Origin of the sequence: Paraburkholderia sp. Ac-20340 (assembly GCF_017104965.1) — a bacterium.
GTDB lineage: Bacteria > Pseudomonadota > Gammaproteobacteria > Burkholderiales > Burkholderiaceae > Paraburkholderia.
In genome coordinates, this window is sequence record NZ_JAAGPR010000003.1 from 265,631 (window position 1) to 291,280 (window position 25,650).

24 protein-coding genes are annotated in these 25,650 nt (G+C 63.1%); 4 read left to right on the forward strand and 20 right to left on the reverse strand.

The window, feature by feature from the left end; genetic code table 11:
* The first annotated feature begins 85 nt into the window (after positions 1-85).
* Positions 86-559 (forward strand): Lrp/AsnC family transcriptional regulator, encoded by a 474-nt coding sequence (locus tag G3N59_RS06395; protein ID WP_205981717.1) that lies wholly within the window; start codon positions 86-88, stop codon positions 557-559.
* A gap of 240 nt (positions 560-799) precedes the next feature.
* Here the strand turns inward: G3N59_RS06395 and guaA are convergent, their stop codons facing one another.
* The 3 genes from guaA to guaB form a co-directional block, all read right to left on the reverse strand.
* On the reverse strand, positions 800-2,383 hold the full coding sequence (gene guaA, locus G3N59_RS06400; RefSeq protein WP_205981718.1) for a glutamine-hydrolyzing GMP synthase: 1,584 nt from the start codon (positions 2,381-2,383) through the stop codon (positions 800-802).
* Between the two features lie 189 nt (positions 2,384-2,572).
* Complete coding sequence (locus G3N59_RS06405; RefSeq protein ID WP_205981719.1) at positions 2,573-3,250, reverse strand: hypothetical protein; 678 nt, start codon at positions 3,248-3,250, stop codon at positions 2,573-2,575.
* A gap of 6 nt (positions 3,251-3,256) precedes the next feature.
* Complete coding sequence (gene guaB / locus G3N59_RS06410; protein WP_205981720.1) at positions 3,257-4,717, reverse strand: IMP dehydrogenase; 1,461 nt, start codon at positions 4,715-4,717, stop codon at positions 3,257-3,259.
* Positions 4,718-5,001: 284 nt separating this feature from the next.
* Here guaB and G3N59_RS06415 point away from each other — a divergent pair, with 284 nt between their 5' ends.
* Complete coding sequence (locus G3N59_RS06415; protein ID WP_205981721.1) at positions 5,002-6,027, forward strand: DMT family transporter; 1,026 nt, start codon at positions 5,002-5,004, stop codon at positions 6,025-6,027.
* Between the two features lie 46 nt (positions 6,028-6,073).
* Here the strand turns inward: G3N59_RS06415 and G3N59_RS06420 are convergent, their stop codons facing one another.
* Together G3N59_RS06420 and G3N59_RS06425 are read right to left on the reverse strand one after the other, a co-directional pair.
* The gene (locus G3N59_RS06420) at positions 6,074-6,418 is read right to left on the reverse strand and encodes an RnfH family protein (protein WP_205981722.1); all 345 of its coding nucleotides are present in this window, start codon (positions 6,416-6,418) and stop codon (positions 6,074-6,076) included.
* Positions 6,415-6,858, reverse strand: coding sequence for a type II toxin-antitoxin system RatA family toxin (locus G3N59_RS06425; RefSeq protein WP_205981723.1), 444 nt, complete (start codon positions 6,856-6,858; stop codon positions 6,415-6,417). Before G3N59_RS06425 ends, G3N59_RS06420 begins: the two co-directional genes overlap by 4 nt.
* Positions 6,859-6,960: 102 nt before the next feature.
* Between G3N59_RS06425 and smpB the strand changes: the two genes are divergently transcribed.
* Positions 6,961-7,407, forward strand: coding sequence for an SsrA-binding protein SmpB (gene smpB / locus G3N59_RS06430; protein WP_205981724.1), 447 nt, complete (start codon positions 6,961-6,963; stop codon positions 7,405-7,407).
* 101 nt (positions 7,408-7,508) lie between these two features.
* Here smpB and G3N59_RS06435 read toward each other — a convergent pair whose 3' ends face one another.
* From G3N59_RS06435 to ppsA, 3 genes are all read right to left on the reverse strand, one after another.
* A complete protein-coding gene (locus G3N59_RS06435; RefSeq protein WP_205981725.1) occupies positions 7,509-8,465 on the reverse strand; it encodes a stomatin-like protein in 957 nt (318 codons plus the stop codon).
* Between the two features lie 63 nt (positions 8,466-8,528).
* Entirely contained in the window at positions 8,529-8,966 is a 438-nt protein-coding gene (locus G3N59_RS06440; protein ID WP_205981726.1) for an NfeD family protein, read from the reverse strand.
* Positions 8,967-9,117: 151 nt separating this feature from the next.
* Positions 9,118-11,517 (reverse strand): phosphoenolpyruvate synthase, encoded by a 2,400-nt coding sequence (gene ppsA, locus G3N59_RS06445; RefSeq protein ID WP_205981727.1) that lies wholly within the window; start codon positions 11,515-11,517, stop codon positions 9,118-9,120.
* Between the two features lie 424 nt (positions 11,518-11,941).
* Here ppsA and G3N59_RS06450 point away from each other — a divergent pair, with 424 nt between their 5' ends.
* Positions 11,942-12,757 (forward strand): pyruvate, water dikinase regulatory protein, encoded by an 816-nt coding sequence (locus tag G3N59_RS06450; protein WP_205981728.1) that lies wholly within the window; start codon positions 11,942-11,944, stop codon positions 12,755-12,757.
* 65 nt (positions 12,758-12,822) lie between these two features.
* Here G3N59_RS06450 and G3N59_RS06455 read toward each other — a convergent pair whose 3' ends face one another.
* The 12 genes from G3N59_RS06455 to uppS form a co-directional block, all read right to left on the reverse strand.
* Entirely contained in the window at positions 12,823-13,608 is a 786-nt protein-coding gene (locus tag G3N59_RS06455; protein WP_205981729.1) for an RNA methyltransferase, read from the reverse strand.
* 94 nt (positions 13,609-13,702) lie between these two features.
* Entirely contained in the window at positions 13,703-14,398 is a 696-nt protein-coding gene (gene rnhB, locus G3N59_RS06460) for a ribonuclease HII (RefSeq protein WP_346777855.1), read from the reverse strand.
* Positions 14,399-14,427: 29 nt separating this feature from the next.
* A complete protein-coding gene (lpxB, locus tag G3N59_RS06465) occupies positions 14,428-15,597 on the reverse strand; it encodes a lipid-A-disaccharide synthase (protein ID WP_205981731.1) in 1,170 nt (389 codons plus the stop codon).
* Between the two features lie 3 nt (positions 15,598-15,600).
* The gene (gene lpxA, locus G3N59_RS06470; protein WP_205981732.1) at positions 15,601-16,389 is read right to left on the reverse strand and encodes an acyl-ACP--UDP-N-acetylglucosamine O-acyltransferase; all 789 of its coding nucleotides are present in this window, start codon (positions 16,387-16,389) and stop codon (positions 15,601-15,603) included.
* A gap of 71 nt (positions 16,390-16,460) precedes the next feature.
* Positions 16,461-16,925 carry a 3-hydroxyacyl-ACP dehydratase FabZ gene (fabZ, locus tag G3N59_RS06475; protein WP_205981733.1) on the reverse strand — a complete coding sequence of 155 codons (465 nt, stop codon included), beginning with the start codon at positions 16,923-16,925 and terminating at the stop codon, positions 16,461-16,463.
* A gap of 267 nt (positions 16,926-17,192) precedes the next feature.
* Entirely contained in the window at positions 17,193-18,269 is a 1,077-nt protein-coding gene (gene lpxD, locus G3N59_RS06480) for a UDP-3-O-(3-hydroxymyristoyl)glucosamine N-acyltransferase (protein ID WP_205981734.1), read from the reverse strand.
* Between the two features lie 18 nt (positions 18,270-18,287).
* Positions 18,288-18,833 (reverse strand): OmpH family outer membrane protein, encoded by a 546-nt coding sequence (locus tag G3N59_RS06485; protein WP_205981735.1) that lies wholly within the window; start codon positions 18,831-18,833, stop codon positions 18,288-18,290.
* Positions 18,834-18,876: 43 nt separating this feature from the next.
* Positions 18,877-21,183, reverse strand: a complete 2,307-nt coding sequence (gene bamA / locus G3N59_RS06490; protein WP_205981736.1) for an outer membrane protein assembly factor BamA — start codon at positions 21,181-21,183, stop codon at positions 18,877-18,879.
* Between the two features lie 67 nt (positions 21,184-21,250).
* Positions 21,251-22,675 (reverse strand): RIP metalloprotease RseP, encoded by a 1,425-nt coding sequence (gene rseP / locus G3N59_RS06495; protein WP_205981737.1) that lies wholly within the window; start codon positions 22,673-22,675, stop codon positions 21,251-21,253.
* A gap of 137 nt (positions 22,676-22,812) precedes the next feature.
* Positions 22,813-23,991: a 1-deoxy-D-xylulose-5-phosphate reductoisomerase gene (locus G3N59_RS06500; RefSeq protein WP_205981738.1), complete on the reverse strand. Its 1,179-nt coding sequence runs from the start codon at positions 23,989-23,991 to the stop codon at positions 22,813-22,815.
* A 24-nt stretch (positions 23,992-24,015) separates the two neighbouring features.
* Positions 24,016-24,825 (reverse strand): phosphatidate cytidylyltransferase, encoded by an 810-nt coding sequence (locus tag G3N59_RS06505; RefSeq protein WP_205981739.1) that lies wholly within the window; start codon positions 24,823-24,825, stop codon positions 24,016-24,018.
* On the reverse strand, positions 24,819-25,601 hold the full coding sequence (gene uppS / locus G3N59_RS06510) for a polyprenyl diphosphate synthase (RefSeq protein ID WP_205981740.1): 783 nt from the start codon (positions 25,599-25,601) through the stop codon (positions 24,819-24,821). The genes G3N59_RS06505 and uppS overlap by 7 nt, the downstream gene beginning before the upstream one ends.
* Positions 25,602-25,650: the final 49 nt, after the last annotated feature.

Sequence of the window (25,650 nt, forward strand, 5' to 3'; positions counted from 1 at the left end):
GGAAAAATATGATTTCATCTGATACGCAGGCAAACCCTGATTGGTACAATTTCATTTCGCATCCAACTCATCCCGAGCAACATAAGTGCAAGCACTCGCCCTCGACGCCATCGATCTCCGGCTTCTCGCCGCGCTCCAGGAGCACGGACGCGCCTCCAATCTCGAACTGGCCGCGGCCGTGAAGCTCTCGCCTGCACAAACGCTGCGACGCCATCGCCGGCTTGAAGAGCTGGGCGTCATCAAGCGTTATGAGACGCGGCTTGACCCGCAGGCGCTCGGCTTTGGCGTGGTCGCGTTCATTCAGGTAACGATGGAGCGCGGGCACATGCGCGAACTCGTGAAGTTCAAGGAACTCGTCGCGAAGTTGCCGCAGGTGCAGGAGTGCTACTCCGTGACCGGCGATATCGACTACGTACTGAAGGTGGTGGCCCGCGATCTCAAGGCGCTGTCCGAATTCCTGCTCGACACGCTCATGCGCGCGCCTGGCGTGAGCAGCGTGCATTCGATTGTGTGCCTCGATGAACTCAAGGGAACGAGCGCGATGCCGCTGGAGGCGTGAGCGGAGCGTGAAGCCGGCTCGCTGGGGATAAGTCCCGTGCGGATACGCAATTTTATCTCATTTGCATCGCGCAGATGAGGGATGATTGTGTTTTGGCCGCCCGAAATGGCGGCAAATGGCGCCATAACGCGATAGGGCTCGACAGGTCCAGACCTGGACAACAAAAAACCCGCGCCAGATCAAGATCTGTGCGCGGGTTCGCTTGATCGCCGATGCTAGCGCGCATCGGTCAAAGCGGGATTACTCCCACTCGATCGTCGCAGGCGGCTTGCCCGAAATGTCGTACACGACACGGTTGATGCCGCGCACTTCATTGATGATGCGGTTCGACACGTGGCCGAGCAGTTCATGCGGCAGATGCGCCCAATGCGCCGTCATGAAGTCCATCGTCTGCACTGCACGCAGCGCCACGACGTACTCATACGTGCGGCCATCGCCCATCACGCCCACGCTCTTGACCGGCAGGAACACCGCGAACGCCTGGCTCGTCAGTTCGTACCACGACTTGCCGGTTTCCTTGTCGATGGTGTTACGCAGCGTCTCGATAAAGATCGCATCCGCGCGACGCAGCAAGTCCGCGAAATCACGCTTCACTTCGCCCAGGATACGCACGCCCAGACCCGGGCCCGGGAACGGATGGCGATACACCATGTCGTGCGGCAGACCGAGCTTCACGCCCAATTCGCGCACTTCGTCCTTGAACAGTTCGCGCAGCGGCTCGAGCAGCTTCAGGTTCAGCGTTTCCGGCAGACCGCCCACGTTGTGGTGGCTCTTGATCGTGTGCGCGCCCTTCTTGCCCTTGCCCGCCGATTCGATCACGTCCGGGTAGATCGTGCCTTGCGCCAGCCACTTCGCGTCCGTCAGCTTGCCCGCTTCGGTCTGGAACACTTCGACGAACTCGGCGCCGATGATCTTGCGCTTCGCTTCCGGATCGGTCACGCCCGCCAGCTTCGACAGGAACGCTTCGCTCGCATCGACGTGAACCACCTTCACGCCCAGATTGCCCGCGAACATCGCCATCACCTGCTCGGCTTCGTTCAGACGCAGCAGACCGTGATCGACGAACACGCAGGTCAGCTGGTCGCCAATCGCGCGGTGCAGCAGCGCAGCCGCCACCGACGAATCCACGCCGCCCGACAGACCCAGAATGACGTGTTCCTTGCCAACCTGCTTGCGGATCGCTTCGACGGCTTCGTCGATGTAGTGACCCATTTCCCAATCGGCCTTCGCGCCGCAGATACCCAGCACGAAGCGCTCGAGCATCGCGCGGCCCTGAACGGTGTGGGTGACTTCCGGGTGCCATTGCAGGCCGTAGAAATGACGCGCTTCGTCGGCCATCGCCGCGATCGGGCACGATTCCGTCGATGCCATCAGCTGGAAGCCCGCCGGCATTTCGATGACCTTGTCGCCGTGGCTCATCCAGACCTTGAGCATGCCGTGGCCTTCGGCCGTACGGAAATCTTCGATACCGTCGAGGAAGCTCGTATGGTTGCGCGCGCGCACTTCGGCGTAACCGAATTCACGCAGATGGCCGCCATCGACCTTGCCGCCGAGCTGTTCGGCCATCGTCTGCATGCCGTAGCAGATGCCGAGCACGGGCACGCCCAGTTCGAACACCGCTTGTGGCGCGCGCGGCGTGTCGGTTTCGGTGACGGAATTCGGGCCGCCCGAGAGGATGATGCCCTTCGGTGCGAATTCGCGGATGAACGCGTCGTCGACATCGTACGGATGGATTTCCGAGTAGACGTTTGCTTCGCGCACACGGCGCGCGATGAGCTGGGTGACTTGCGAACCGAAGTCGAGAATCAGGATTTTGTCGTGCATGGCAGCGGACGAGACCTAAAAAAGAACGGATACAGAAAGCCGCGCACTGGCTGGAAGCCTCGCACGCGGCGTGAATTCATCGGAACCTGGGCACGGGCACGTGGCGGTCCCGTGCAGCGCAATTCGGGCGGTTCGGGCGCAATCTGGCGGGTGTCGCGTCTGACGGTTGGCGTCGACGCGCGCCCCACCTCAACCTCGCAGCGGTGGCCGCTGGGCGTCGGCCGCTTCGTCTCGCGCCGCCTGGCGCGCTTCCTCGGCGTCCACCGCTGTGCGCGGCGCGACCGGCGGCGTGGCCGGCACAATCACCGGCTCGACCGGCTCGACTGGATCAGCGACCGGAACGACGACGGGCGCAGCCTTCTTATGCGAGAAAAACGGCTTCGCATAGACCACCGGCTCGTCGCGCTTTTCCTTGACCGCACGGCGCGCTTCGCGCTCCTGCGCCGCGGCTTCGACCGCCAGCGCCTTCTCGCGCAGCTTCACCGCACCGGCAAGACGCGCACCGCCAAATCCCACGATGATCAGACAGGCGCCCACCGCACCGGCCACCAGTTGCCCCAAGCCCGTGAGCTGCGGCTTGTGCAGACCGATCAGCCAGACCAGCATCAAGACGCCGGCAATCCAGTTGACATGCCCTGCAGTGCGACCGATCGTGGCCGTCAGCGCGCCGTCGAAGGCCGCTCGCAGCGCGAGCCAGGCAAAGCCCAGCAACACCACGCCGAACGCCTGTCCGACAAGCGCCGGCTGCGCCTGCACCAATTGCAGCGCGTCGTAGAGCGAGGTCCAGGGCGTGAGAAGAAACAGCACGCCGAACCCCAGCAATATCAACGCATCGACAATCAGCACTACGCGCAGCAGCGGCTTCATCGAGGCTTAGTCCACGTGGTAGTTGGGCGCTTCCTTGGTGATCTGCACGTCATGGACGTGCGATTCGTTCAGACCTGCGCCCGTGATCTGCACGAACTCCGCCTTCTCGTGGAGTTCGTCGATCGTACGGCAACCGCAATAGCCCATCGAAGCGCGCACGCCGCCGATCATCTGGAACAGGATCGCGTTGATCGGGCCCTTGTAGGCGACGCGGCCTTCGATGCCTTCCGGCACGAGCTTGTCGATGTTCGCCGAGTTGTCCTGGAAGTAACGGTCAGCCGCGCCGTCCTTCATCGCGCCAACCGAACCCATGCCGCGGTACGACTTGTACTGACGGCCCTGGAACAGGAACACGTCGCCCGGCGATTCTTCGGTGCCGGCGAACATGCTGCCCATCATGACGGCATTCGCGCCGGCGGCCAGCGCCTTCGAGACGTCGCCCGAGTAGCGCACGCCACCGTCGGCGATGCACGGCACGCCGGTGCCCTTGAGCGCTTCAGCGACATTCGAAATGGCCGTGATCTGCGGCACGCCCACGCCTGCGACGATACGCGTCGTGCAGATCGAGCCCGGGCCGATACCGACCTTCACGCCATCCGCGCCGTATTCGACGAGCGCACGCGCGGCATCGGCCGTCGCAATGTTGCCGCCGATGACTTCGACATGCGGGAAGTTCTGCTTGACCCAACGAACGCGCTCGAGCACGCCCTTGCTGTGACCGTGCGCCGTATCGACGACGATGACGTCGACGCCGGCCTGCACCAGCAGTTCGACGCGCTCTTCGTTGTCTGCGCCGACGCCGACCGCCGCGCCAGCGCGCAGCTTGCCGTGCTCGTCCTTACAGGCGGCCGGGTGTTCGGTCTGCTTGGTGATGTCCTTGACGGTCATCAGGCCGCGCAGTTCGAACGCATCGTTCACGACCAGCACGCGCTCGAGGCGGTGGCTGTGCATGAGCGACTTGGCGTCGGCCAGCGGCGTGCCTTCCTTGACGGTGACGAGGCGCTCGCGCGGCGTCATGATCGAGCGCACCGGCTCGTCCAGACGGGTTTCGAAGCGCAGGTCGCGGTTCGTGACGATACCGACCAGCTGCGCGCCTTCCACGACCGGGAAGCCCGAGATGCCATGTTGCTGCGACAGCGCGATGACGTCCGCGACCTTCATCTGCGGCGGCACGGTGATCGGATCACGCACGACGCCCGACTCGAAACGCTTCACCTTCGCGACTTCACGCGCCTGTTCGGCGGGCGTGAGGTTCTTGTGAACGATACCCACGCCACCTTGCTGCGCCATGGCAATAGCAAGACGCCCTTCCGTGACGGTATCCATCGCGGCCGAGACAAGCGGAATGTTCAGGGAGATATTGCGGGTCAGCCGGGTCTTCAGGCTGGTGTCGCGCGGGAGAACGTCGGAGAAGGCGGGAACGAGGAGCACGTCATCGAACGTGAGTGCTTTCTGGATCAGACGCATGGCAAATCCTATAGGCGCAAAAGCAGATTATACGGGATAGCGCCCTGGAAATCATCAGTGCGTACAGTAGCTTAGCGCCGATTTCGGGATTTTTTTGAAGTTTTCGGGGGCACCCGGAGCGGTCACTACAGAGGATTTCCGCGTTCTTGCTCACCTGCTTTCGACCCGAATTTCCATCCGTATCTCCACTCATCCCGCATGAACCGTGCAGGATTGAACAAGACGAGAAGCAGCGCGCGCGGGTAAGCTTGCCTCCCACTGAAAGTTATGCGGAGGCAATGGAAATGCAACGTGGTGTGCTGTACGGCGTGCTCGCTGGAGCGTTATGGGGAACGGTATTCGTGGTGCCCCGGCAACTGGCGGACTTCTCGCCCCTGCTCCTGAGCGCCGGACGCTACGTGATGTACGGGCTCGTGTCGCTGGCTGCGCTCCTGCCAATGCTCAAACGTGTCTGGCCGCGCCTCACGCGCGAAGATCTCGTCGCGCTCGTGAAACTGGCGTTGATGGGCAACCTGCTCTACTACCTATTTCTCGCCACCGCGATCCACCTGGTAGGCATTGCGCCGGCCTCGCTGATCGTGGGCGTGTTGCCCGTGACGGTCACGCTGCTCGGTCGCGGCGATCATGGCGCGGTGTCGCTTTCGAAGCTCGCATGGCCTTTGGCGATGATCGCGGCGGGCATCGTCTGCATCAACGTCGATGTATTTACAGCGGCGGGCAGCGCGGGCGATTCCGCCAGCACGCTCACGAAGATCACCGGGATTGGCTGCGCCGCAGGCGCGCTGATCTGCTGGACGTGGTTCGCTGTCGAAAATTCGCGCTATCTGCAGCGCAACGCGCATTTCAGCGGCAACGAGTGGTCGGTGCTCTGGGGCGTGGTGACGGGCGCACTCGGCGGCCTGCTGTGGCTCGTGATTCTGGTGATGCCGGCAGGCGCCGCGCAGGAAACTGTCGCCGATGGCCGCTGGACCACCTTCTGGCAACTGAACCTGGTGCTGGCGATTGGCGCCTCGTGGCTCGGCAACGGGCTGTGGAACGCCGCCGCCAAGCGTCTGCCGCTGACGCTCTCCGGCCAGATGATCGTGTTCGAGACGCTGTTCGCGCTGCTCTACGGTTTCATCTACGACCATCGCCTGCCGCGCGGGCTGGAAATCGCGGCGATCGTGCTGCTGGTGGTGGGCGTGAGCTGGTCGGTCCGCCAGCATGCGGGCGGACCTGAAGACGCCGTGCACGGCGACGGCATCGTGCCCGAAGGCGATGGGCACGAGAGCCGCAGGAATGGCGCGGAGCAGCGCCGCGCGGCCAGTTAAACCTTTGTGACGATCGTTCGCGCTGGTCTGATGATATTTCAGACGATCAGCGCGAATCCTTGTTCTGCCACTTGCGCCCTTCGATCGAACCCGCCTTGCGGGTTTTGTCGACGCGACGCTGACGCGCGAGCTTCGGATCGACCACCAGCGGCCGATAAATCTCCACGCGATCATGGTTAGCCAGCACGCTGTCGAGCGGCTTGAGCTTGCCGAACACGCCCACCTTCAGTTTCGTCAGATCGATCTCGGGATGGCGCGTCAATATGCCGCTCGCGTCGATGGCCTGCTGCACGGTCGAACCGGCCGCCAGTTGCACGCCGATGAGCGTTTGCGCATCCGGCAGCGCATAGCAGACATCGACCGACAGATCGCGGGTGAGATTCGCGCTCATACCTTGTTCTTCCCGTAACGCTGATCGGCGCGCTTCACGAAGGAATCGACGAAGGTGTTCGCGATGTGATGAAACACCGGCCCGATGATCTTTTCGAGAATGATGTTAGAAAACTCGTAGTGCAGCGAGAATTCGATCTTGCAGGCGTCGGCCCGCAACGGCGTGAAGCGCCACGAGCCCGTGAACTTCTTGAAAGGGCCGTCGGTGAACTCCATATCGATATACTCAGGGCGCTTCTGCACGTTACGCGTGGCGAAGTGCTGTTTGATGCCCTTGAAGTTGATATCGATCTTCGCCTCCATGCCGCTCTCGTCCTTGCGGCGTACCTCGACGCCGCCGCACCACGGCAGGAAGTTGGGATAGTCGTCGACATCGGTGACGAGGTCGAACATCTGTTCCGCCGAATGGCGAATCAACACGGTTTTCTGGACATCCGCCATAAATTGCGCAATGCGATGCAAGGGTGAAGGCGCAGCGGGCTTTCGCTGGCCCGCTTTGCTAAAATCGTAATTTTAAACGAGTTGGGCGTTTCCCATTTTCCTATGAGCATCATCGACAACAGAAAAGCCTTCTTCGATTACTTCATCGAAGAGCGCCACGAGGCAGGGCTCGTGCTCGAAGGATGGGAGGTCAAGGCCATGCGCGCCGGGCGAGCCAACATCAAGGAAGCCTACGTCGTCATCAAGGACGGCGAGCTGTTCCTGATCGGCACGCACATCAGCCCGCTGCCCGAAGCCTCGACGCACATCCACCCGGACGCCACGCGCACCCGCAAGCTGCTGCTGCACCGCGAGGAAATCGACAAGCTGATCGGCAAGGTCGAGCAGCGCGGTTTCACGCTCGTGCCGCTGAACTTCCACTACAAGGGCGGCCGCGTGAAGTGCGAAATCGGCCTCGCCAAGGGCAAGAAGCTGCACGACAAGCGCGAAACCGAAAAGCAGCGCGACTGGCAGCGCGAGAAGGCGCGCCTGATGCGCACGCCGACCTGATCCGCGTAGTTTTGCCTCAAGACGTAAAAAAGGGGCGGCATGAATGACATGCCGCCCCTTTTTGTTGCCCGCTCGTCGCTACGAAACGTCGAAACGAAGGCTCACGCGCCCTTGGCCGTGTCGCGCGTCATCTGCGATTCCTTCATGCCCGTGCGGTTCACGATCGTCAGCGCCGAGGCGATCATCGAACTCAGATCGCTCATATTGCCCGGCACGATCAGCGTGTTGCCCTGCTTCGCCAGGTTGCCGAACGCGTTCACGTACTGCTCCGCAACCTTGAGGTTCACCGCGTCCATCCCGCCCTGCGCCTGGATCGAATTGCCGATTTTCTGGATCGCGGTCGCGTTCGCTTCGGCCACCGCCAGAATCGCCGCCGCCTGGCCTTGCGCCTGATTGATCGCAGCCTGCTTCTCGCCTTCCGACTTCTGGATCGCCGCCTCGCGCGCGCACGCCGCCAGATTGATCTGTTCCTGCTTGCGCCCTTCCGAGGCCGCGATCAACGCGCGCTTTTCGCGCTCGGCGGTGATCTGCGCCTGCATCGCGTGGAGAATTTCCTTCGGCGGCGTCAGATCCTTGATCTCGTAGCGCAGCACCTTCACGCCCCAGTTCGACGCCGCCTCGTCGAGCGAAGAGACCACGCTATGGTTGATGAAATCGCGCTCCTCGAACGTTTTGTCGAGTTCGAGCTTGCCGATCACCGAGCGCAGCGTGGTCTGCGAAAGCTGCGTGATCGCAAACACGAAGTTGCTCGAACCGTACGACGCCTTCATCGGATCGGTCACCTGGAAGTACAGCACGCCGTCCACCTGCAACTGCGTGTTGTCGCGCGTGATACAGATCTGGCTGGGCACGTCGAGCGGGATTTCCTTGAGGACGTGCTTGTACGCGACGCGATCGATGAACGGCAGCACGATCGTCAGACCCGGCGTGAGCGTGCCGTGATAGCGGCCAAGCCGCTCCAGCACCCACGCATGCTGCTGCGGCACGATCTTGACGGTCTTGGAAATCAGGACGATGACGATAACGAGCAGAATCAGCCCGACAACTGGTACTTGCATGCGCTTCCCCTTTTGCTTCGGCTTGGACTGGTGAGTGCGTGAGCCTGACCGCGTGAACCCGGGTCACGCGTGATGCGCGCCCGCCACGATAAGACAACTGCCGCGCACGGCCTTGATTTGATAGAGATGGGCGTCTTCAGGCTCGCCGGGCGCCAGTTCGACGTCCCATTCGGCGCCGCGATACATCGTGCGGGCACGCCCTTCGTGCCAGGCGGCAACGGTCAGCGTGGAACCGATGTCGAGATTCACGCCAGGATCGCTCGATGCATCGACCATGCGGCGCTTGCGCCCGAAACGCGAACGCCGCAGCGCGATCACCGCCACGAGGCCCACGAGCGCGGCAATCGCGAACTGCACATCGAGCGGCGCGCCAAACTCGAAAGCCACCACGCCGGCCAGAAAGCCCAGCGCGATCATCAGCAGATAGAAGGTGCCGGTCATCAGCTCGGCCACGATCAGCACGCCCGCGCCGATCCACCAGAACAAACCATGCGGACCCACGACGACCTCCCAAAGTAAAACACCCCGGATTGACCGGGGTGTTATAGCACGAAGCTGACACTTTTTTCCGCTGCGTGCGAAAGCGAAATGCAAGCTGCATCAAGCTTCGCGCGCGGCGGGACGGCTCGCGCCGTCAGTGAGCGTTACTGCATTACTTCGCCTGTGCCTTCGCCAGCGCCTGCCACGTTTCGACAACCGTGTCCGGGTTCAGCGAGATCGAAGCGATGCCTTCTTCCGCCAGCCACTCGGCGAAGTCCGGGTGATCCGAAGGACCCTGCCCGCAGATACCGACGTACTTGTTCAGGCGGCGGCAGGTTTCGATCGCACGCTTGAGCAGGAACTTGACGGCCGGATCGCGTTCGTCGAAGTCGGCGGCCAGCAGTTCCATACCCGAGTCCCGGTCGAGGCCGAGCGTGAGCTGCGTCAGGTCGTTCGAACCGATCGAGAAACCGTCGAAGTACTGCAGGAACTCTTCGGCGAGAATCGCGTTGGTCGGCACTTCGCACATCATGATCAGGCGCAGGCCGTTTTCGCCGCGCTTGAGGCCGAACTTCTCGAGCAGGCCAACCACACGCTCCGCCTGCTTCAGCGTACGCACGAACGGCACCATGATCTCGACGTTCGAGAGGCCCATCTCTTCACGCACGCGCTTGAGCGCCAGGCACTCCATTTCGAACGCTTGCGCGAAGTCTTCGGCGATGTAACGCGATGCGCCGCGGAAACCCAGCATCGGGTTTTCTTCGTCCGGCTCGTAGCGCGAACCGCCGATCAGCTTCTTGTACTCGTTCGACTTGAAGTCCGACATACGCACGATGACGGGCTTCGGATAGAACGCCGCAGCAATCGTGGCGATGCCTTCCGTCAGCTTGTCGACGTAGAACGCACGCGGCGATGCGTGACCGCGCGCGACGCTCTCGACGGCCTTCTTCAGGTCCGCGTCGATGTTCGGGTACTCGAGGATCGCCTTCGGGTGAACGCCGATGTTGTTGTTGATGATGAACTCGAGACGCGCGAGACCCACACCTGCGTTCGGCAGTTGCGAGAAGTCGAACGCGAGTTGCGGGTTACCGACGTTCATCATGATCTTGACCGGAATCGCCGGCAGCTCGCCACGCTGGACTTCGCTGACTTCGGTTTCCAGCAGACCGTCATAAATGCGGCCTTCGTCGCCTTCCGCGCACGACACCGTCACCAGCGCGCCGTCCTTCAGCACGTCGGTTGCGTCGCCGCAGCCCACGACCGCCGGCACGCCCAGCTCACGCGCGATAATCGCCGCGTGGCAGGTACGGCCGCCACGATTCGTCACGATTGCCGCAGCGCGCTTCATCACCGGCTCCCAGTTCGGGTCGGTCATGTCGGCGACCAGCACGTCACCCGGCTGCACGCGTTCCATTTCGGACGGATCGTGAATCACCTTCACGCGGCCCGCGCCGATCTTCTGGCCAATCGCGCGGCCCGTTGCCAGCACCTGCGACTGCCCCTTGAGCTTGAAGCGCTGCTCGACCTTGCCCGCTGCCTGGCTCTTCACCGTCTCAGGACGTGCCTGGAGAATGAAGATCTTGCCGTCGAGACCGTCCTTGCCCCACTCGATGTCCATCGGACGCTGGTAGTGCTTTTCGATGATCACGGCGTACTTGGCCAGCTCGATCACGTCTTCGTCGGTGATCGAGAAGCGGTTGCGCTGTTCGTGAGAGACGTCGACCGTCTTCACGCGGCCCGGTTCGCCCGGCTGCGTGAATTCCATCTTGATCAGCTTCGAGCCGATCGAGCGGCGGATGATCGGTGCCTTGCCTTGTGCGAGCGTGGTCTTGAAGACGTAGAACTCGTCCGGGTTCACGGCGCCCTGCACCACGGTCTCACCGAGGCCGTAGCTCGACGTGATGAACACCGCGTCCTTGAAGCCCGATTCCGTGTCCAGCGTGAACATCACGCCTGCTGCGCCGCGGTCCGAACGGACCATGCGCTGCACGCCTGCCGACAGCGCGACTTCAGCGTGGGTGAAGCCCTTGTGGACGCGATACGAGATAGCGCGGTCGTTGTAGAGCGACGCGAACACGTGCTTGAGACGGTCGAGCACATCCTCGACGCCCACCACGTTCAGGTAGCTTTCCTGTTGACCGGCGAACGATGCGTCAGGCAGATCTTCGGCCGTTGCCGACGAACGCACGGCAAACGACAGCTCGCCCGGCGAGCCAGCCTGCAGCGTTTCGAAACCCGTGCGGATGTCCGCTTCGAGTTGAGCTTGCAGCGGCGCGTCGATGATCCACTGACGGATTTCCTTGCCCGCTTCGGCCAGCGCCTTGACGTCGTCGACGTCGAGCGTTTCCAGGCGAGCGGCGATCCGTTCGGTCAGGTTGTTATGTTTCAGGAAGTCGCGGAAGGCGAGCGCAGTCGTAGCGAAACCCGTGGGGACTCGCACGCCAGCCTCAGCCAACTGGCTGATCATTTCGCCGAGCGAGGCGTTCTTGCCGCCCACGATCTCAACGTCGGTCATCCGCAACTGCTCGAAAGGCACTACATAAGCCTGATCCTTGGCAACGGTGTTAGTCATACAAGCCCCTAAGTGTGAAAAAAATTCACGGCTGCGCAAGTGGGCTCGAACGCGAGTCACCCATTGGGGGCGATTTCGCGTCTTGCGCAACCTGTTGGAGAAGCAATCGCCGTGGCGCCAAAGGGCTGGAGCCGGCTTGAGGAAAAGCAGGAAGATGCGCAAGATTGCAGGAAGTTATACACATTCGCTGCAAGTTGACGCCAGTTTGAGCCACGATGGACTGCGGTTTGGCGCGGTTGCACTGCAATTGCTTATCCAACAGGTTGCCGCTATTCTACCGTGCCGACTCCCGAAAATGCCATTCGAAGAGTCAGCCAAAGAGAAACGCGCCTCGGAATCGTCCCACAGCGGTCGCCCTAGCGCTTCCCGGGCTTTTTCCGCCCGTCCCGAGCGCACCAGCAGCTCACGTACCTAGCCTCAATCGATGCCGCCTACCGTATTTATCGTCTCCGACGGTACCGGGATCACTGCCGAAACGTTCGCGCATTCGATCCTGTCGCAGTTCGACCAGAAATTCCGCCTCGTGCGCGTGCCCTTCGTGGACTCGAGCGACAAGGCGTATGCGACCGCCGAAAAGATCAACGAAGCCGCCGTACAGGAAGGCCGTCGTCCGATCGTCTTCACGACGCTGGTGGACAGCAGCTCGAACGAGATCGTCAAGCGCGCCAATGCGCTCGTGCTCGACATGTTCCAGACCTTCGTGGAACCGCTCGAACAGGAACTGGAGCTCAAGTCGAGCCACGCGATGGGCCGCGGCCACCAGAACGCGGACACCGACGAATACAAGAACCGTATCGAGGCGATCAACTTCTCGCTCGCGCATGACGACGGCCAATCCGACCGCAATCTCGCCGATGCCGATGTGATCCTCGTGGGCGTGTCGCGCAGCGGCAAGACGCCGACCAGCCTCTATCTGGCCATGCAGTACGGCGTGAAGGCGGCCAACTATCCGCTGATCCCCGACGATTTCGAGCGCGGCAAGATGCCGAATTCGCTGCTGCCGCACCGCTCGAAGATTTTCGGGCTGTCGATCGATCCGCAGCGCCTGACGGAAATCCGCAACGAACGCCGTCCGGGCAGCAAGTACGCAGCGCTGGAAAATTGCCGCTACGAAGTGAACGAAGCCGAAGCGATGATGCGCCGCGAAGGCATCAAGTGGCTCTCGTCGACGCACAAGTCGATCGAGGAAATCGCCACGACGATTCTTCAGGAAATCCGCATCGATAAGCCGTCGTACTGATTCGCGATGCGCAACAAAAAGGCCTGCATTTGCAGGCCTTTTTTGCTTTTGCACGCGCGCGAACGTCAGCGTGCGTGACGCTGCTGCCGGCACTGCTCGAACACGCAGACGGCCGCGGCCGCCGCCACGTTCAGCGACTCCATGCCGCCGGGCTGCGGGATCGTCACGCGTAGCGCCGCCGCATCGCGCCACACCTGCGAAACGCCCGCGCCTTCGTTGCCGAACACCCACGCGACCTGCCCCCTCAGATCCGTTTCGTCGATGGCCTTCGCGCCATGCGAATCGGTGATCACGACCGGCACGGCCAGCATGTCGATCAGCGTCTGCGGTTCGACGTTCTCGTAGACCTGCAGCAGGAAATGCGCGCCCATCGCCGAGCGCAGCACCTTGGACGACCATGCGTAAGCGGTGCCGGGCGTGCAGAACACCCGCTCGATGCCGGCCGCCGCTGCGCTGCGCAGGATCGAGCCGACATTGCCTGCGTCCTGCAAACCGTCGAGCACCAGACAGGTCGATTCGACGCGCTGCGGCAATGTTGCTTCCGGCATATCCACGAGCAGCAACATGCCCGCGCCGTGCACGACGTTCGACAACTGGCCGAACAGCGCATCGGGCAGCGTAATCACGCGGCGCTCGTCGACGCGCGCAACGATGTCGCGCGCCTCTTCGTGCTCGAGCGCGCCTTCGGTGACGATGCAGTATTCGGGCTGCGAGCCGCCATCGAGCCAGGCGCTGGCAAGATGGAACCCTTCGAGCAGGGCCTGATGGGCGCGCCGCTGTTGATGCGTCGAGCCGGCCAGCGCCTTCAGGCGCTTGTAGAGCGGATTGTCGCGCGAGGTAATGGCTTTCACGGGCGGGCCTGGCGATTCAGAAAAGGATCAGTAAAAAGGAAAACGGCGCCGCACGAGGCGGCGCCGGATAAGTTCGGCGAGCGCATCGGCCGGCTTAACTCGTTACAACGACACCGTGCAACTCGAAAGCCTCGCGCACCGGCGCGAACGAACGCCGATGATGCTCGCACGGACCATGCGTACGCAACGCCGCCAGATGCTGCGGCGTGCCGTAGCCCGCGTGTACGTTAAAACCGTAGGCGGGAAACGACGTGTGCAGATCGACCAGCATGCGATCGCGCGTGACTTTTGCGATGATCGATGCCGCCGAAATCGCTGGCACAATCGCATCGCCGCCGATCACCGCTTCGCTGCGCACCGGCAGCACCGGGCAGCGATTACCGTCGATCTTCGCAAGCGTAGGCGTCACGCTCAGACCTTCGACCGCGCGGCGCATCGCCAGCATGGTCGCGTGCAGGATGTTGAGCGTGTCGATTTCCTCGACGCTCGCCTCTGCCACACACCAGGCAAGCGCGCGTTCGACGATCAAGTTGTAAAGCGCATCGCGCGACTTTGCCGTGAGCGCCTTCGAATCGTCGAGTCCTTCGATCGGCCGCGCCGGATCGAGAATCACAGCCGCCGCCACCACGGGACCGGCGAGCGGGCCGCGCCCGGCTTCGTCCACGCCACAGATGATGTCGTCGGGCGATTCGAACAGCAGACCGGCCTGCTCCGCGAGTTGCAGACGCAGCGCGCGCTTTTGTGCGGCCTGCGACGGCGCTTTCGGCTTTGCTGCCGCCTTCGCCGTCACCTTTCTGGCACTTTTAACCGGCGCGTCGCTCATGTCCGCCCCTTGCGGCTTTCCACCACGCGCGCTACCACTTCGGCCGCGCGCTCCGCCGTGTTCTGGCGCAGCGCATGGTGCATCTGCGTAAACACTTCGGTCAGGGTGCGCCGGTTCGCCTCGTCGTGCAACTGCGTGAGCGTGGCGTCGGCGAGCGCTTCAGGCGTGGCGAAATGCTGGAGGATTTCCGGCACCACGAAACGCCCCGCAAGAATATTCGGCAGACCGACATAAGGCAGATAGCCCTGACGGCGCATGATCTGCCCCGTCAGCCAGGGCACCTTGTACGAGATGACCATCGGCTTCTTGAGCAGCGCCGCTTCCAGCGTGACCGTGCCGCTCTTCACGAGGATCGCGTCGGCGGCGGTCATCGCCAGTTGCGACTGACCATCGACGATCGTGAGCGCCAGGCCCTGATGCTGGCTCGCCAGTTCCTGCAACTGCGCGTGGATCGCAGGCGTGGCCGCCGGCATCACGAAACGCAGACCCGGCTCGCGCTGCTGCATGATCTGCATCGCGTCGAAGAAAGTCGGGCCGATCAGGTTGATCTCGGAGCGACGGCTGCCCGGCAGCACCGCAATGATCGGACCGCCATCGGGCAGACCGAGCGCAAGGCGCGCGCCGGGTACGTCCGGTTCGAGCGGGATATCGTCGGCGAGCGGGTGGCCCACGTAGGACGCGGCCACGCCGGCCTTCTCCAGGATCGCCGTTTCGAACGGGAAAACGCAGAGCATGTGATCCACGGACTTCTGGATCTTCTTGATGCGCCCGCCCCGCCACGCCCAGATCGACGGGCAGACGAAATGGATCGTGGGAATCCCGGCTTCGCGCAGCGGCTGTTCGAGACCGAAGTTGAAATCGGGCGCATCGACGCCGATGAAAACATCAGGCGGTTCCGCAAGCAGTTGATGCTTGAGCTCGCGGCGAATGCGCAGGATTTCGGGAATATGACTGAGCGCCTCGACGTAGCCGCGCACCGTGAGCTTGTCCATCGGCCAGTGCGCATCGAAACCGACTGCCTGCATGCGCGGGCCGCCGATTCCGTAGTACTGCGCAGTATCCGGCAGCTTGCTGACCAGCCCCTTGAGCAACGACGATGCGAGCAGGTCGCCGGACGGTTCGCCGGCGACCATTGCGAGGCGCAACGGATGGGTTTGCAACGCCATCGTTTAGCGGATGATGCCGCGCTGCGACTGCTCGACGAAGCTGAGCAGCGCCTTCACGTGCACGTCGCCGTCACCGCCCGCCTGGGCGAGATCGGCGAGCTGAACCTTCGCTTCTTCGAGCGACAGGCTGTTCTTGTACAGCGTGCGATATGCCGCGCGCAGCGCCGAGATTGCGTCGGGCGAGAAACCGCGGCGGCGCAGACCTTCGACGTTGATACCGTGCGGCACAGCCTTGTTGCCGGCTGCGATCACGAACGGCGGCACGTCCTGCACGAGCGCCGAAGCGCCGCCCACCATCGCATGCGCACCGATGCGCACGAACTGGTGCACGCCCGTCATGCCGCCGACGATCGCGTGATCGTCCACGAACACGTGGCCGGCCAGCTGCGCGTTGCTCGACATGATGATGTTGTTGCCCAGACGGCAATCGTGACCCACGTGCACGTAGGCCATGATCCAGCAGTCGTCGCCGATCGACGTGATGCCGGTGTCCTGCACCGTGCCCGTGTGCAGCGTCGTGAATTCGCGAATCGTGTTGCGATTGCCGATCACGAGCTTCGTGGGCTCGCCGCGGTACTTCATGTCCTGCGGGCGGCCGCCGATCGAGGCGTAATGGCCAATCGAATTGTCTTCGCCGATCGTCGTGTGGCCTTCCAGCACGCTATGCGAACCGACCTGGGTGCGCGCGCCAATGGTGACATTCGCACCGATTACCGCGTAGGGGCCGATCTCGACCGATTCATCGACTTGCGCGCCTGGCTCGACGATCGCAGTGGGATGGATCCTGCTCATTCGTCATGCTCTCCGATTCTGTTGTCATGCCGGGGCGCCGCCAGGCGCCCTGCGGCAAACGACGGCGCAGCTTACTGCGCCGCGTCCATTTTCTTGACGGTGCACATGAGTTCCGCCTCGCAGGCGACCACGCCGTCCACGTCGGCTTGCGCCTTGAACTTCCAGATACCGCGCATGTAGCGCTCGAACGTCACGTTCAGGATGAGCTGGTCGCCCGGCTCGACCACGCGCTTGAAACGCGCGCCGTCGATACCGACGAAGTAGTACAGCGTGTTTGCAAAATCCTGCTCTTCTTCCGAGAAAGTGAGCAGCGCGGCGGTCTGGGCCAGCGCTTCGAGGATCATCACGCCCGGCATGACCGGACGCTGCGGGAAGTGGCCCGTGAAAAAGGGCTCGTTGACCGTCACATTCTTCAACGCCTTGATGCTCTTGTGCGGCTCGAGCTCGAGGACCCGGTCCACCATCAGGAACGGATAACGGTGCGGCAGCAACGTGAGAATCTTGTGGATGTCGAAGTTGATTTTTTCGATGTTCATGGTGTTTCTGCTCACGCGGGAATTGCGTGTCACTTTCGATTGCGTTGCCCGAAGCGCCTGTCCCTGCCCGACGGTAGCCGTGCCGGCCAGACGTACCCCTGCGGTTCGCGCCCAGGCGCAGTATGCGCCACGCGCGCGACTTCGTGCATGCGGATTCCCCCGGGCTCTGCGCGCCAGACGCGCGGTCTGGCACCCATCGCCGGGGCTCGGCCTGGCATGCAGCGCGACAGCCGCGGCGCCAGGCCCCTTATACGTGTGGTGCGATGCTTATGCGTCGCCTTGCGATTTTTCCGCGGCGGCGGCTTCGAGCGCCCGGATACGATCGCGCAGCTTGTCGATATTGCGCAGCAGCGCGGCGCTCTTGTTCCAGTCGCCGTGCTCGACGGCCGGAAACGCGCTGGTGTAGATGCCGGCCTTCGGCAGCGACTTCGACACGCCCGACTTCGCCGTGACGATCACGTAGTCGCCCAGCGTGACGTGACCCGCGATGCCCACCGCGCCGCCGATCATGCAGTGCTTGCCGACCGTCGTGCTGCCCGCGATACCCGCGCAGCCCGCGATCACCGTGTAGGCACCGATGCGGCAGTTATGGCCGATCTGCACCTGGTTATCGATCTTCACGCACTCCTCGATGATCGTGTCGGCCATTGCGCCGCGATCGATCGTGGTGTTCGCGCCGATTTCGACATCGGGCCCGATCGACACACCGCCCACTTGCGGAATCTTGACCCACGTGCCCGTGCGCGCATCGCCCTGCCCCGTGAAATCGGGGGCAAAACCAAAACCGTCCGAGCCGATCACCGCACCCGCGTGCACGATGGCGCGCGCGCCGATCTTGCAGCCGTAATAGACGGTCACGCCCGGATAGAAGTGCGAGTTCTCGCCCACCTGCGTGCCGCGGCCGATCACGACGTTGGCGTCCAGACGCACGTTCTCGCCGATCACCGCACCCGCTTCCACGACCACGTTCGGGCCGATGACGGCGCTTGCCGCTACCTTGGCCGTTGCGTCGACGTGTGCGCTCGGGTGCACGCCCGGCTGCACCTTCGGCGCGGCCAGGTCGATGAACGCCTGCGCGACGCGCGCGAAGTAAGCATACGGATTAGGTGTGACGATGAAGTTGCGACCTTCGCGCGATGCGAGTTTCGCCAGATCGTCCGGGCTGATGAGGACCGCACCCGCGCGGGTCGTTTCGACCTGCGAGAGATATTTCGGGTTGGCGAGGAAAGCCAGTTGCTGCGGACCCGCCTGGTCGAGCGGCGCGAGCGAACCGACGCGTTGCGTCGCATCGCCCACCACTTCGCCGCCGAACTGCCCGGCGATTGCCTCAAGCGTAAATGCCATGCGCGTGCTGCTCCTGCCTTAGTTGCTGTTGCTGCCAGTGGCGCCGGAAGCCAGCGCCTTCAGCACCTGATCGGTGATGTCGATGCGCGGGCTCACATACACCGCTTCCTGCACGATCAGATCGTAATGCTGCTGCTCGGCGATCTGCTTGATGACCTTGTTCGCGCGATCGAGCACCGCCGCGAGTTCTTCGTTGCGGCGCTGGTTCAGATCTTCGCGGAACTCGCGCTGCTTGCGCTGAAAATCGCTGTCGAGTTGCGACAGATCGCGCTGCTTCTGCGCGCGATCGGCCACCGACAGGCTCGGACCGCTCTTGTCGAGCGAGTCCGACATCGTTTTCAGACGCTGCGCCATGTCCTGCAGATCCTTGTCGCGCTTCGCGAACTCGGCTTCGAGCTTGGTCTGCGCAGACTTCGCGGGGGCGGATTCGCGCAGGATGCGGTCGGAGTTGACCGCCGCGATTTTCGCTTCCTGCGCATGGGCCGCGCCCGTGCCGAAAGCGAGCATCGCCAGCGACAGCGTCATGGCCCCGATCGTCCGCCTGGAAAACATACCCGTTAGCAAAGTTATCCTCTCGTTTCTGTAAATACCTGTTCCGCGCGTACCGTCAGAATGCCGTACCGATCTGGAACTGGAACTTCTGGTACTGGTCGCCTTCGTGCTTCGTGACCGGGAAGCCCAGGCTCAGCTTGAGCGGGCCGATCGGCGAAATCCACGCAAGACCGACACCGTAGGCGTAACGCAGACCGTTCGAGCCGATGCTGGTGCCTTCGTCGCCCCAGACGTTACCACCGTCGAGGAAGGTGAAGACGCGCAGCGTGCGGTCGTAGCCCGTGCCCGGCAGCGGGAACGTGAGTTCGATGTTGCCGACCACCATCTTCGAGCCGCCGATCGGGTCGTTCGTCGTCTTGTCGCGCGGACCCAGCGAGCTCGGTTCATAACCCCGCACCGAACCAATACCGCCGGCGTAGTAGTTCTTGAAGATCGGGTACGGCTTGCCGCCCAGACCATTACCATAGCCCGCCTGGAAGTTCAGGCCCAGCACGAAGCCGCGAGCAAACGAGTAATAGTACTGTGCCTGCACATCGGTCTTGTAGTACTGGGTCGAGCCCGCCGGCGTGCCGTATTCGGCATTGGCCTGGAGGAAGTAACCGCGGCTCGGAATGAGCGCGCTGTCACGTGCGTCGCGCGACCAGCCGATCGTCAGCGGCACGTTGTTCGATACGCGGCCGAATGCATCGACGTAGTCCTTGTAGGCCTGCGGCGTTGCATCGTCGACGTCCAGACGGTCCTGTTCGAAACCGATACCGAAGAACACGGTGTCGACTTCCGAGAACGGAATGCCGAACTTCAGGTCGCCGCCTGCCGTGATGATCTTGAAGCTCGAATCGGTCGAGTAGTACAGCGGCTGATACGTACGGTAGTAGACGTCGGTAATGCGCTTGATGCCGTCCACGGTGAAGTACGGATCGACCTGCGTGACAGCCAGCGTGCGGTACGACTTCGCGGTGTTGACGTTCACCGACAGCGACGTGCCCGAACCGAACACGTTGTCCTGCGAGACGCCTGCCGAGAGAACCACCTTGTCGGTCGACGAGAAGCCCGCGCCCAGCGTGATGGCGCCGGTCGGCTTTTCGGCCACCTTGACGTCCACGTCCACCTGGTCGGCCGTGCCTTCCACGGGCACCGTGGTCACGTCGACGTCGGTGAAGTAGCCCAGACGGTTGATACGGTCCTTCGACAGCGCGAGACGGCTCGAATCGAACCACGAGCTTTCGAGCTGGCGCATTTCGCGGCGCACGACTTCGTCGCGCGTGCGGGTGTTGCCCACCACGTTGATGCGGCGCACGTAGACGCGGCGGCTCGGATCGACCTGCAGCGTGAGGTCGACCGTGTGATTGGCCTGGTTGATCTGCGGCAGCGCATTCACGGTTGCGAACGCATAGCCGTATTCGCCGAGCTTGTCGACGATGGCCTTGGTCGCAGCCTGCAGCTTTTCAGCCGAGAAGCGATCGCCCGCCTTGATCTTGACCAGCTTGTTGAGCTCCGCCTCGCGGTCCAGCAGATTGCCGGCGAGATGGATGCCCGAGATCTTGTACGGCTCGCCTTCATGCAGCCCGATCGTCAGGTACATGTCCTTCTTGTCGGGCGAGATCGAGACCTGCGTCGAGTCGATGTTGAACTCGAGGTAGCCGTGATTCAGGTAGTACGAGCGCACGTTCTCGAGGTCGCCCGTGAGCTTTTCCTTCGAGTAGAGGTCGTTCTTCGTGTACCACGAGAACCAGTTCGGCGTGGACAGCTGCATTTCGCTGAGCAGCGTGCCCGTGCTGTACGTCTTGTTGCCGATGAAGTTGATCTGGCGGATCTTCGCGCTCGGACCTTCGACGACCGAGAACAGCAGACCGACGCGGTTGCGGTCGATCGGCGTGACGGTGGTCGTGACTTCGGCGGCGTAGAAACCGCGCGTCAGGTACTGGCGCTTGAGCTCCTGCTCGGCCTTGTCGACCAGCGCCTTGTCGTAGTAGCGGCCTTGCGAAAGACCGACTGCGCGCAGCGCCTTCGTGAGGTTGTCCTTGTCGAACTCGTGGATGCCGGCGAAATCGATGGTGCCGATCGCCGGACGCTCCTGCACCTGCACGACGACTACGCCACCTTCGGTGGCGATGCGCACGTCGTTGAAGAAGCCGGTCGCATACAATGCGCGGATGGCTTCAGAGGCCTTGTCGTCGGTGAACGTATCGCCCTGCTTGATCGGCAGGTACGCGAAGACCGTGCCCGGCTCTACGCGTTGCAGTCCTTCGATGCGGATGTCCTGAACCACGAAAGGCGTCGTTGCGGCATGAGCAACGAGACCTTGTGCGGCAAGCGCCGCAGCCGCAACTGTTTTTGGAACCAAGCGATGAGGTCTAAACAACGTGCTTCCCCAGTGTGTATAGCTGCATCAGATCAGGCGGCCCACCCTCGGACGCCGCCAGATTTCTTTAGAAATGGATTAACCGAGCCAGATCGTTGAACAACGCGATCGCCGACAGCGCGACGATGCAGGCAAGACCCGCTCGCTGCAGAACCATCTGCCAGCGATCCGAGACGGCTTTGCCCGTTACGGCTTCAACCGCATAATATAACAGATGCCCCCCGTCCAATACCGGAATTGGGAGCAGGTTGAGTACGCCAAGGCTAATACTGACAAGGGCGAGAAAGGAAAGGAAAGCTGAAGGCCCGAGTCTGGCGCTCTTTCCAGCATAGTCAGCAATCGTCACGGGGCCCGAAAGATTCTTCAGCGAAGCCTCTCCCGTGATCATGCGGCCGAACATCCGCAGCGAATACAGACCGATATCCCACGTGCGATACGCGCCCATGCGCGCGCTTTCGAGCGGCCCATAACGCACTTCCACCGACGGCCCCTGCGCGGCAAGCGCCGCACCGATACGGCCGACTTCCGCGCCGGTTTCGTCGTCGCGCTGGACCGCCGGCGTGACGGCGATCGTCATCGGCTGACCGTTGCTCGAACCATGCGATGCCGTCGAAGTCTCGCCGCCCCGCACGATGTCGAGCGACACCGGCTTGCCCGCGTGAGCCTTCACGTAAGCGATGAAAGTGCTTGCGCTATCAACGGGTCGGCCATCGATCGCGCGCAGGCGGTCGCCCTTCTCCAGTCCAGCGTGCTGGGCCGCGCTATCGGGCTCCACGCCCGCGATGCGCAGCGTGCCGCCGCCCGGTTCGAAGCCGATCTTCGACATGAAATCGTCGTCGAGATCCTTGCTCTCCAGACGCGAGAGATCGACCGCGTAATCGGACGTGCCGTTGCTGTTGCGCGCGGCCAGCACCACATGACGATGATCGAAGGCCGCGGAAAGCAGTTTCCAGCGCAGATCGGCCCAGGAGCGCACCGGCTCCATGCCATTGCCGTTGGCCGCGCTCACGGACAGCACGGTCTCGCCGCCCTGGAAGCCCGCGCGCGCCGCGACAGACTGCGCCTGCGGCGCGGCCACGACAGCGGCAGGCTCGGTCACACCGCTCGCGTAGACCACCGCGAACAGCACGATGGCGAGAATGAAATTGGCGATCGGGCCCGCGGCGACGATGGCAATGCGCTTGCCGACCGACTGCCGGTTGAAGGCATGCGGGAGATCTTCGGGGGAAATGGCTGCGGCGGCATCGGTGCGATCCGCGTACTCGCGCTCGTCGAGCATCTTGACGTAGCCGCCGAGCGGCAGCGCTGAGATCGTCCATTCGGTGCCGGTCTTTTTGCTGACCCACTGCAAGAGCGGTCGACCAAAGCCGATGGAAAATCGCAGAACCTTGACGCCGCACAAGCGCGCGACACTGTAGTGTCCATATTCGTGGACGACGACAAGAATGCCGATCGCCACGACGAAAGCCACCAGTTCGGTGAGCAGATTCATATGCGCCTCCTGTGCGGGAAGCAGCGCGCCAGTGCGGGGGAGCCTTGCTTGCGGGCCGAGGAATCCGCGCGGACCCTCTTGTTACGCCCGGACGCCTGCGAGTGACACAGACGCTCCGGGCACAGCCCTGAAAGGACTTAAGCCGGCACCGGCAGGCTGTCGATGATCTTGTGTGCCGCGCGGCGCGCGGCGGCGTCGGCTTCGAGCACGACTTCGAGGCTCGTGGCGCTGCGGTTTTGCAGCGCGTTGAGCACGGCGTCGACGGTCTGCGCAATCGCCATGAAACCGATACGGCGGTTGAGGAACGCTTCCACGGCGACTTCGTTCGCCGCGTTCAGCGTTGCGCTCGCCACGCCGCCTTCGGCCAGGGCCTTCATCGCCAGCGCGAGACACGGGAAGCGTTCGTAATCCGGCTTCTCGAAATTGAGCGTGGCAACTTGTGCGAGATCGAGCTGCGCGACGCCCGAATCGATACGATCCGGGTACGCCATCGCATGGGCGATCGGCGTGCGCATGTCGGGGTTGCCCAGTTGCGCGAGCACCGAACCGTCCGCGTACGAGACCATCGAGTGGATCACGCTTTGCGGGTGGATCAGCACGTCGATGCGATCGCCCGGCAGATCGAACAGGTAATGCGCCTCGATCACTTCGAGGCCCTTATTCATCATCGTGGCGGAATCGACCGAAATCTTGCGGCCCATCGACCAGTTCGGGTGCTTGCAGGCCTGCTCCGGCGTCACGTCCACGAGCGTGGACGGCTCGCGCGTGCGGAACGGGCCGCCCGACGCGGTCAGAATGATTTTGGTCACGCCACCGTGCTTGCCGTCGTGCGGCATGCACTGGAACACGGCGTTGTGCTCGCTGTCGAGCGGCAGCAGTACCGCGCCGCTGTCACGCACGGTGTCCATGAAGATGTCGCCCGACATCACGAGCGCTTCCTTGTTCGCGAGCAGGATGCGCTTGCCGGCCTTCGCCGCCGCAAGCGACGGTTCCAGACCCGCCGCGCCGACGATGGCCGCCACGACCGTATCGCAGCCGTCGCTCTTCGACACGTCGATGAGCGCCTGCGGGCCGAAGGTCACGACAGTCTTCGAACCGGCCGCGCGCAGCTTGCTTTCGACCGCCTGGGCCGTTGCGGCGTCGCCGACCACGGCCACTTCGGGCGCAAAGCGCAGACATTGGTCGACGAGCTTGTCGCCGTTGCGGTGCGCGGTGAGCGCGTAGACCGAGAAGCGATCCGGATGACGTGCGACCACGTCAAGCGTGCTGTCTCCGATCGAGCCCGTGGAACCGAGCAATGTGAGTCGTTTTTGCATTTTCAATTCTCTAGCCGGACACCGTTAGCCGAGCAACAGCATGGCAAGCGGCAGTACCGGCAACAGCGCGTCGATGCGGTCGAGCACCCCACCGTGACCCGGCAGAAGCCCGCTCGAATCCTTCACGCCAGCCTGGCGCTTGAGCATCGACTCGAACAGATCGCCGATCACGCTGAACGCGACCAGCACGGTAAGCACGAAAAGCGCACGGCCGACACCCAACTGGGCAGCCAGCGCGGAATACAGGGTCGGCTCGAAGGCATGCAGCACGAGCGCGGCGACCGACACGATCATCACGGCGGCCCAGCCGCCCACCGCGCCTTCCCAGGTCTTGCCGGGGCTGATCGAGGGCGCCAGTTTATGCTTGCCGAATGCCTTGCCAGAGAAGTATGCGCCGATATCGGCCAGCCAGACCACGAGCAGCAGCGAGAGCACGAAACCCACGCCGATCGCGCGCGCGCCGACCAGCGCGTGCCAGCAGGCGGCAAAGAGGACGAAGCCGGCGGCCAGCAGGAAAGCGCGCCAGGCGCCGGCGGCCAGCACGGGCTTGCGCACCAGCACATAAGGCCCGGCGACGAGCCAGAAAATGCCCGCGGCCTGATAGAGCGGACGCGCCGATTCAAGGCGCGTGCTAGCGGCGACGATAACGGCGGCGATGGCCGCGTAGACGATCGAACCGGCCTTGCCGGCCTTGAGCAGGCGAGCCCATTCCCACGCGGCGAACACCACCACGAGGCCGATCAGCGCGCCAAAGGCGGCCATCGGCGCGAACAGCGTGACCGGCAGAAGGACGGCCAGCAGGACGATCGCCGTGATGACACGGGTCTTTAGCATGAAAGCGAGTCGGCGTTCTGGGATTGGGTAACGACCTGGGCGCTGGTGCGGCCGAAGCGGCGTTCACGATCGGAGTAGGACGCGATGGCGCGATTGAGCGCGTCGGCATCGAAGTCCGGCCAATACGTGTCGGTGAAATAGAATTCTGCGTAGGCGAGCTGCCACAGCAGGAAATTGCTCACGCGCTGTTCTCCGCCCGTGCGGATGAACAGATCCGGCTCCGGCGCGTAGTTCATCGCGAGATACTGGCTGACCGTGTCTTCGGTCACCGGCACCGCCTCGCCTGCCGCCACCGAAGCTTCGACGAGCTTGCGGGTGGCCTGCATGATGTCCCAGCGTCCGCCGTAGTTGGCGGCGATGGTCAGCGTGAGGCGGGTATTGCGCGCGGTCTTGGTTTCCGCGCGGCGAATCAGGTCCTGGATGCGTTCGTTGAACATCGACAGATCGCCCACTACGCGCAGGCGAATGCCGTTCGCGTGCAGGCGCGCCACTTCGCGCTCGAGCGCGGTGACGAACAGACGCATCAGGAAAGAGACTTCGTCGGTGGGACGCCGCCAGTTCTCGGAACTGAAAGCGAACAAGGTGACAAATTCGACGCCGCGCGCGACACAGGCCTCGACGACCGAACGCACGGCATCGACGCCACGCGTATGGCCTGCGACGCGCGGCAGACGGCGCTGCGTTGCCCAACGGCCGTTGCCGTCCATGATGATCGCGATGTGGCGCGGTACTGCCGCCACGTCGGGCACGTGAACAGTTGAGCTGGTATAGGTCATGGCCGTCGGACTAAAACTGCAATAAGGAAAGAGAAACCCTGGCGGGACT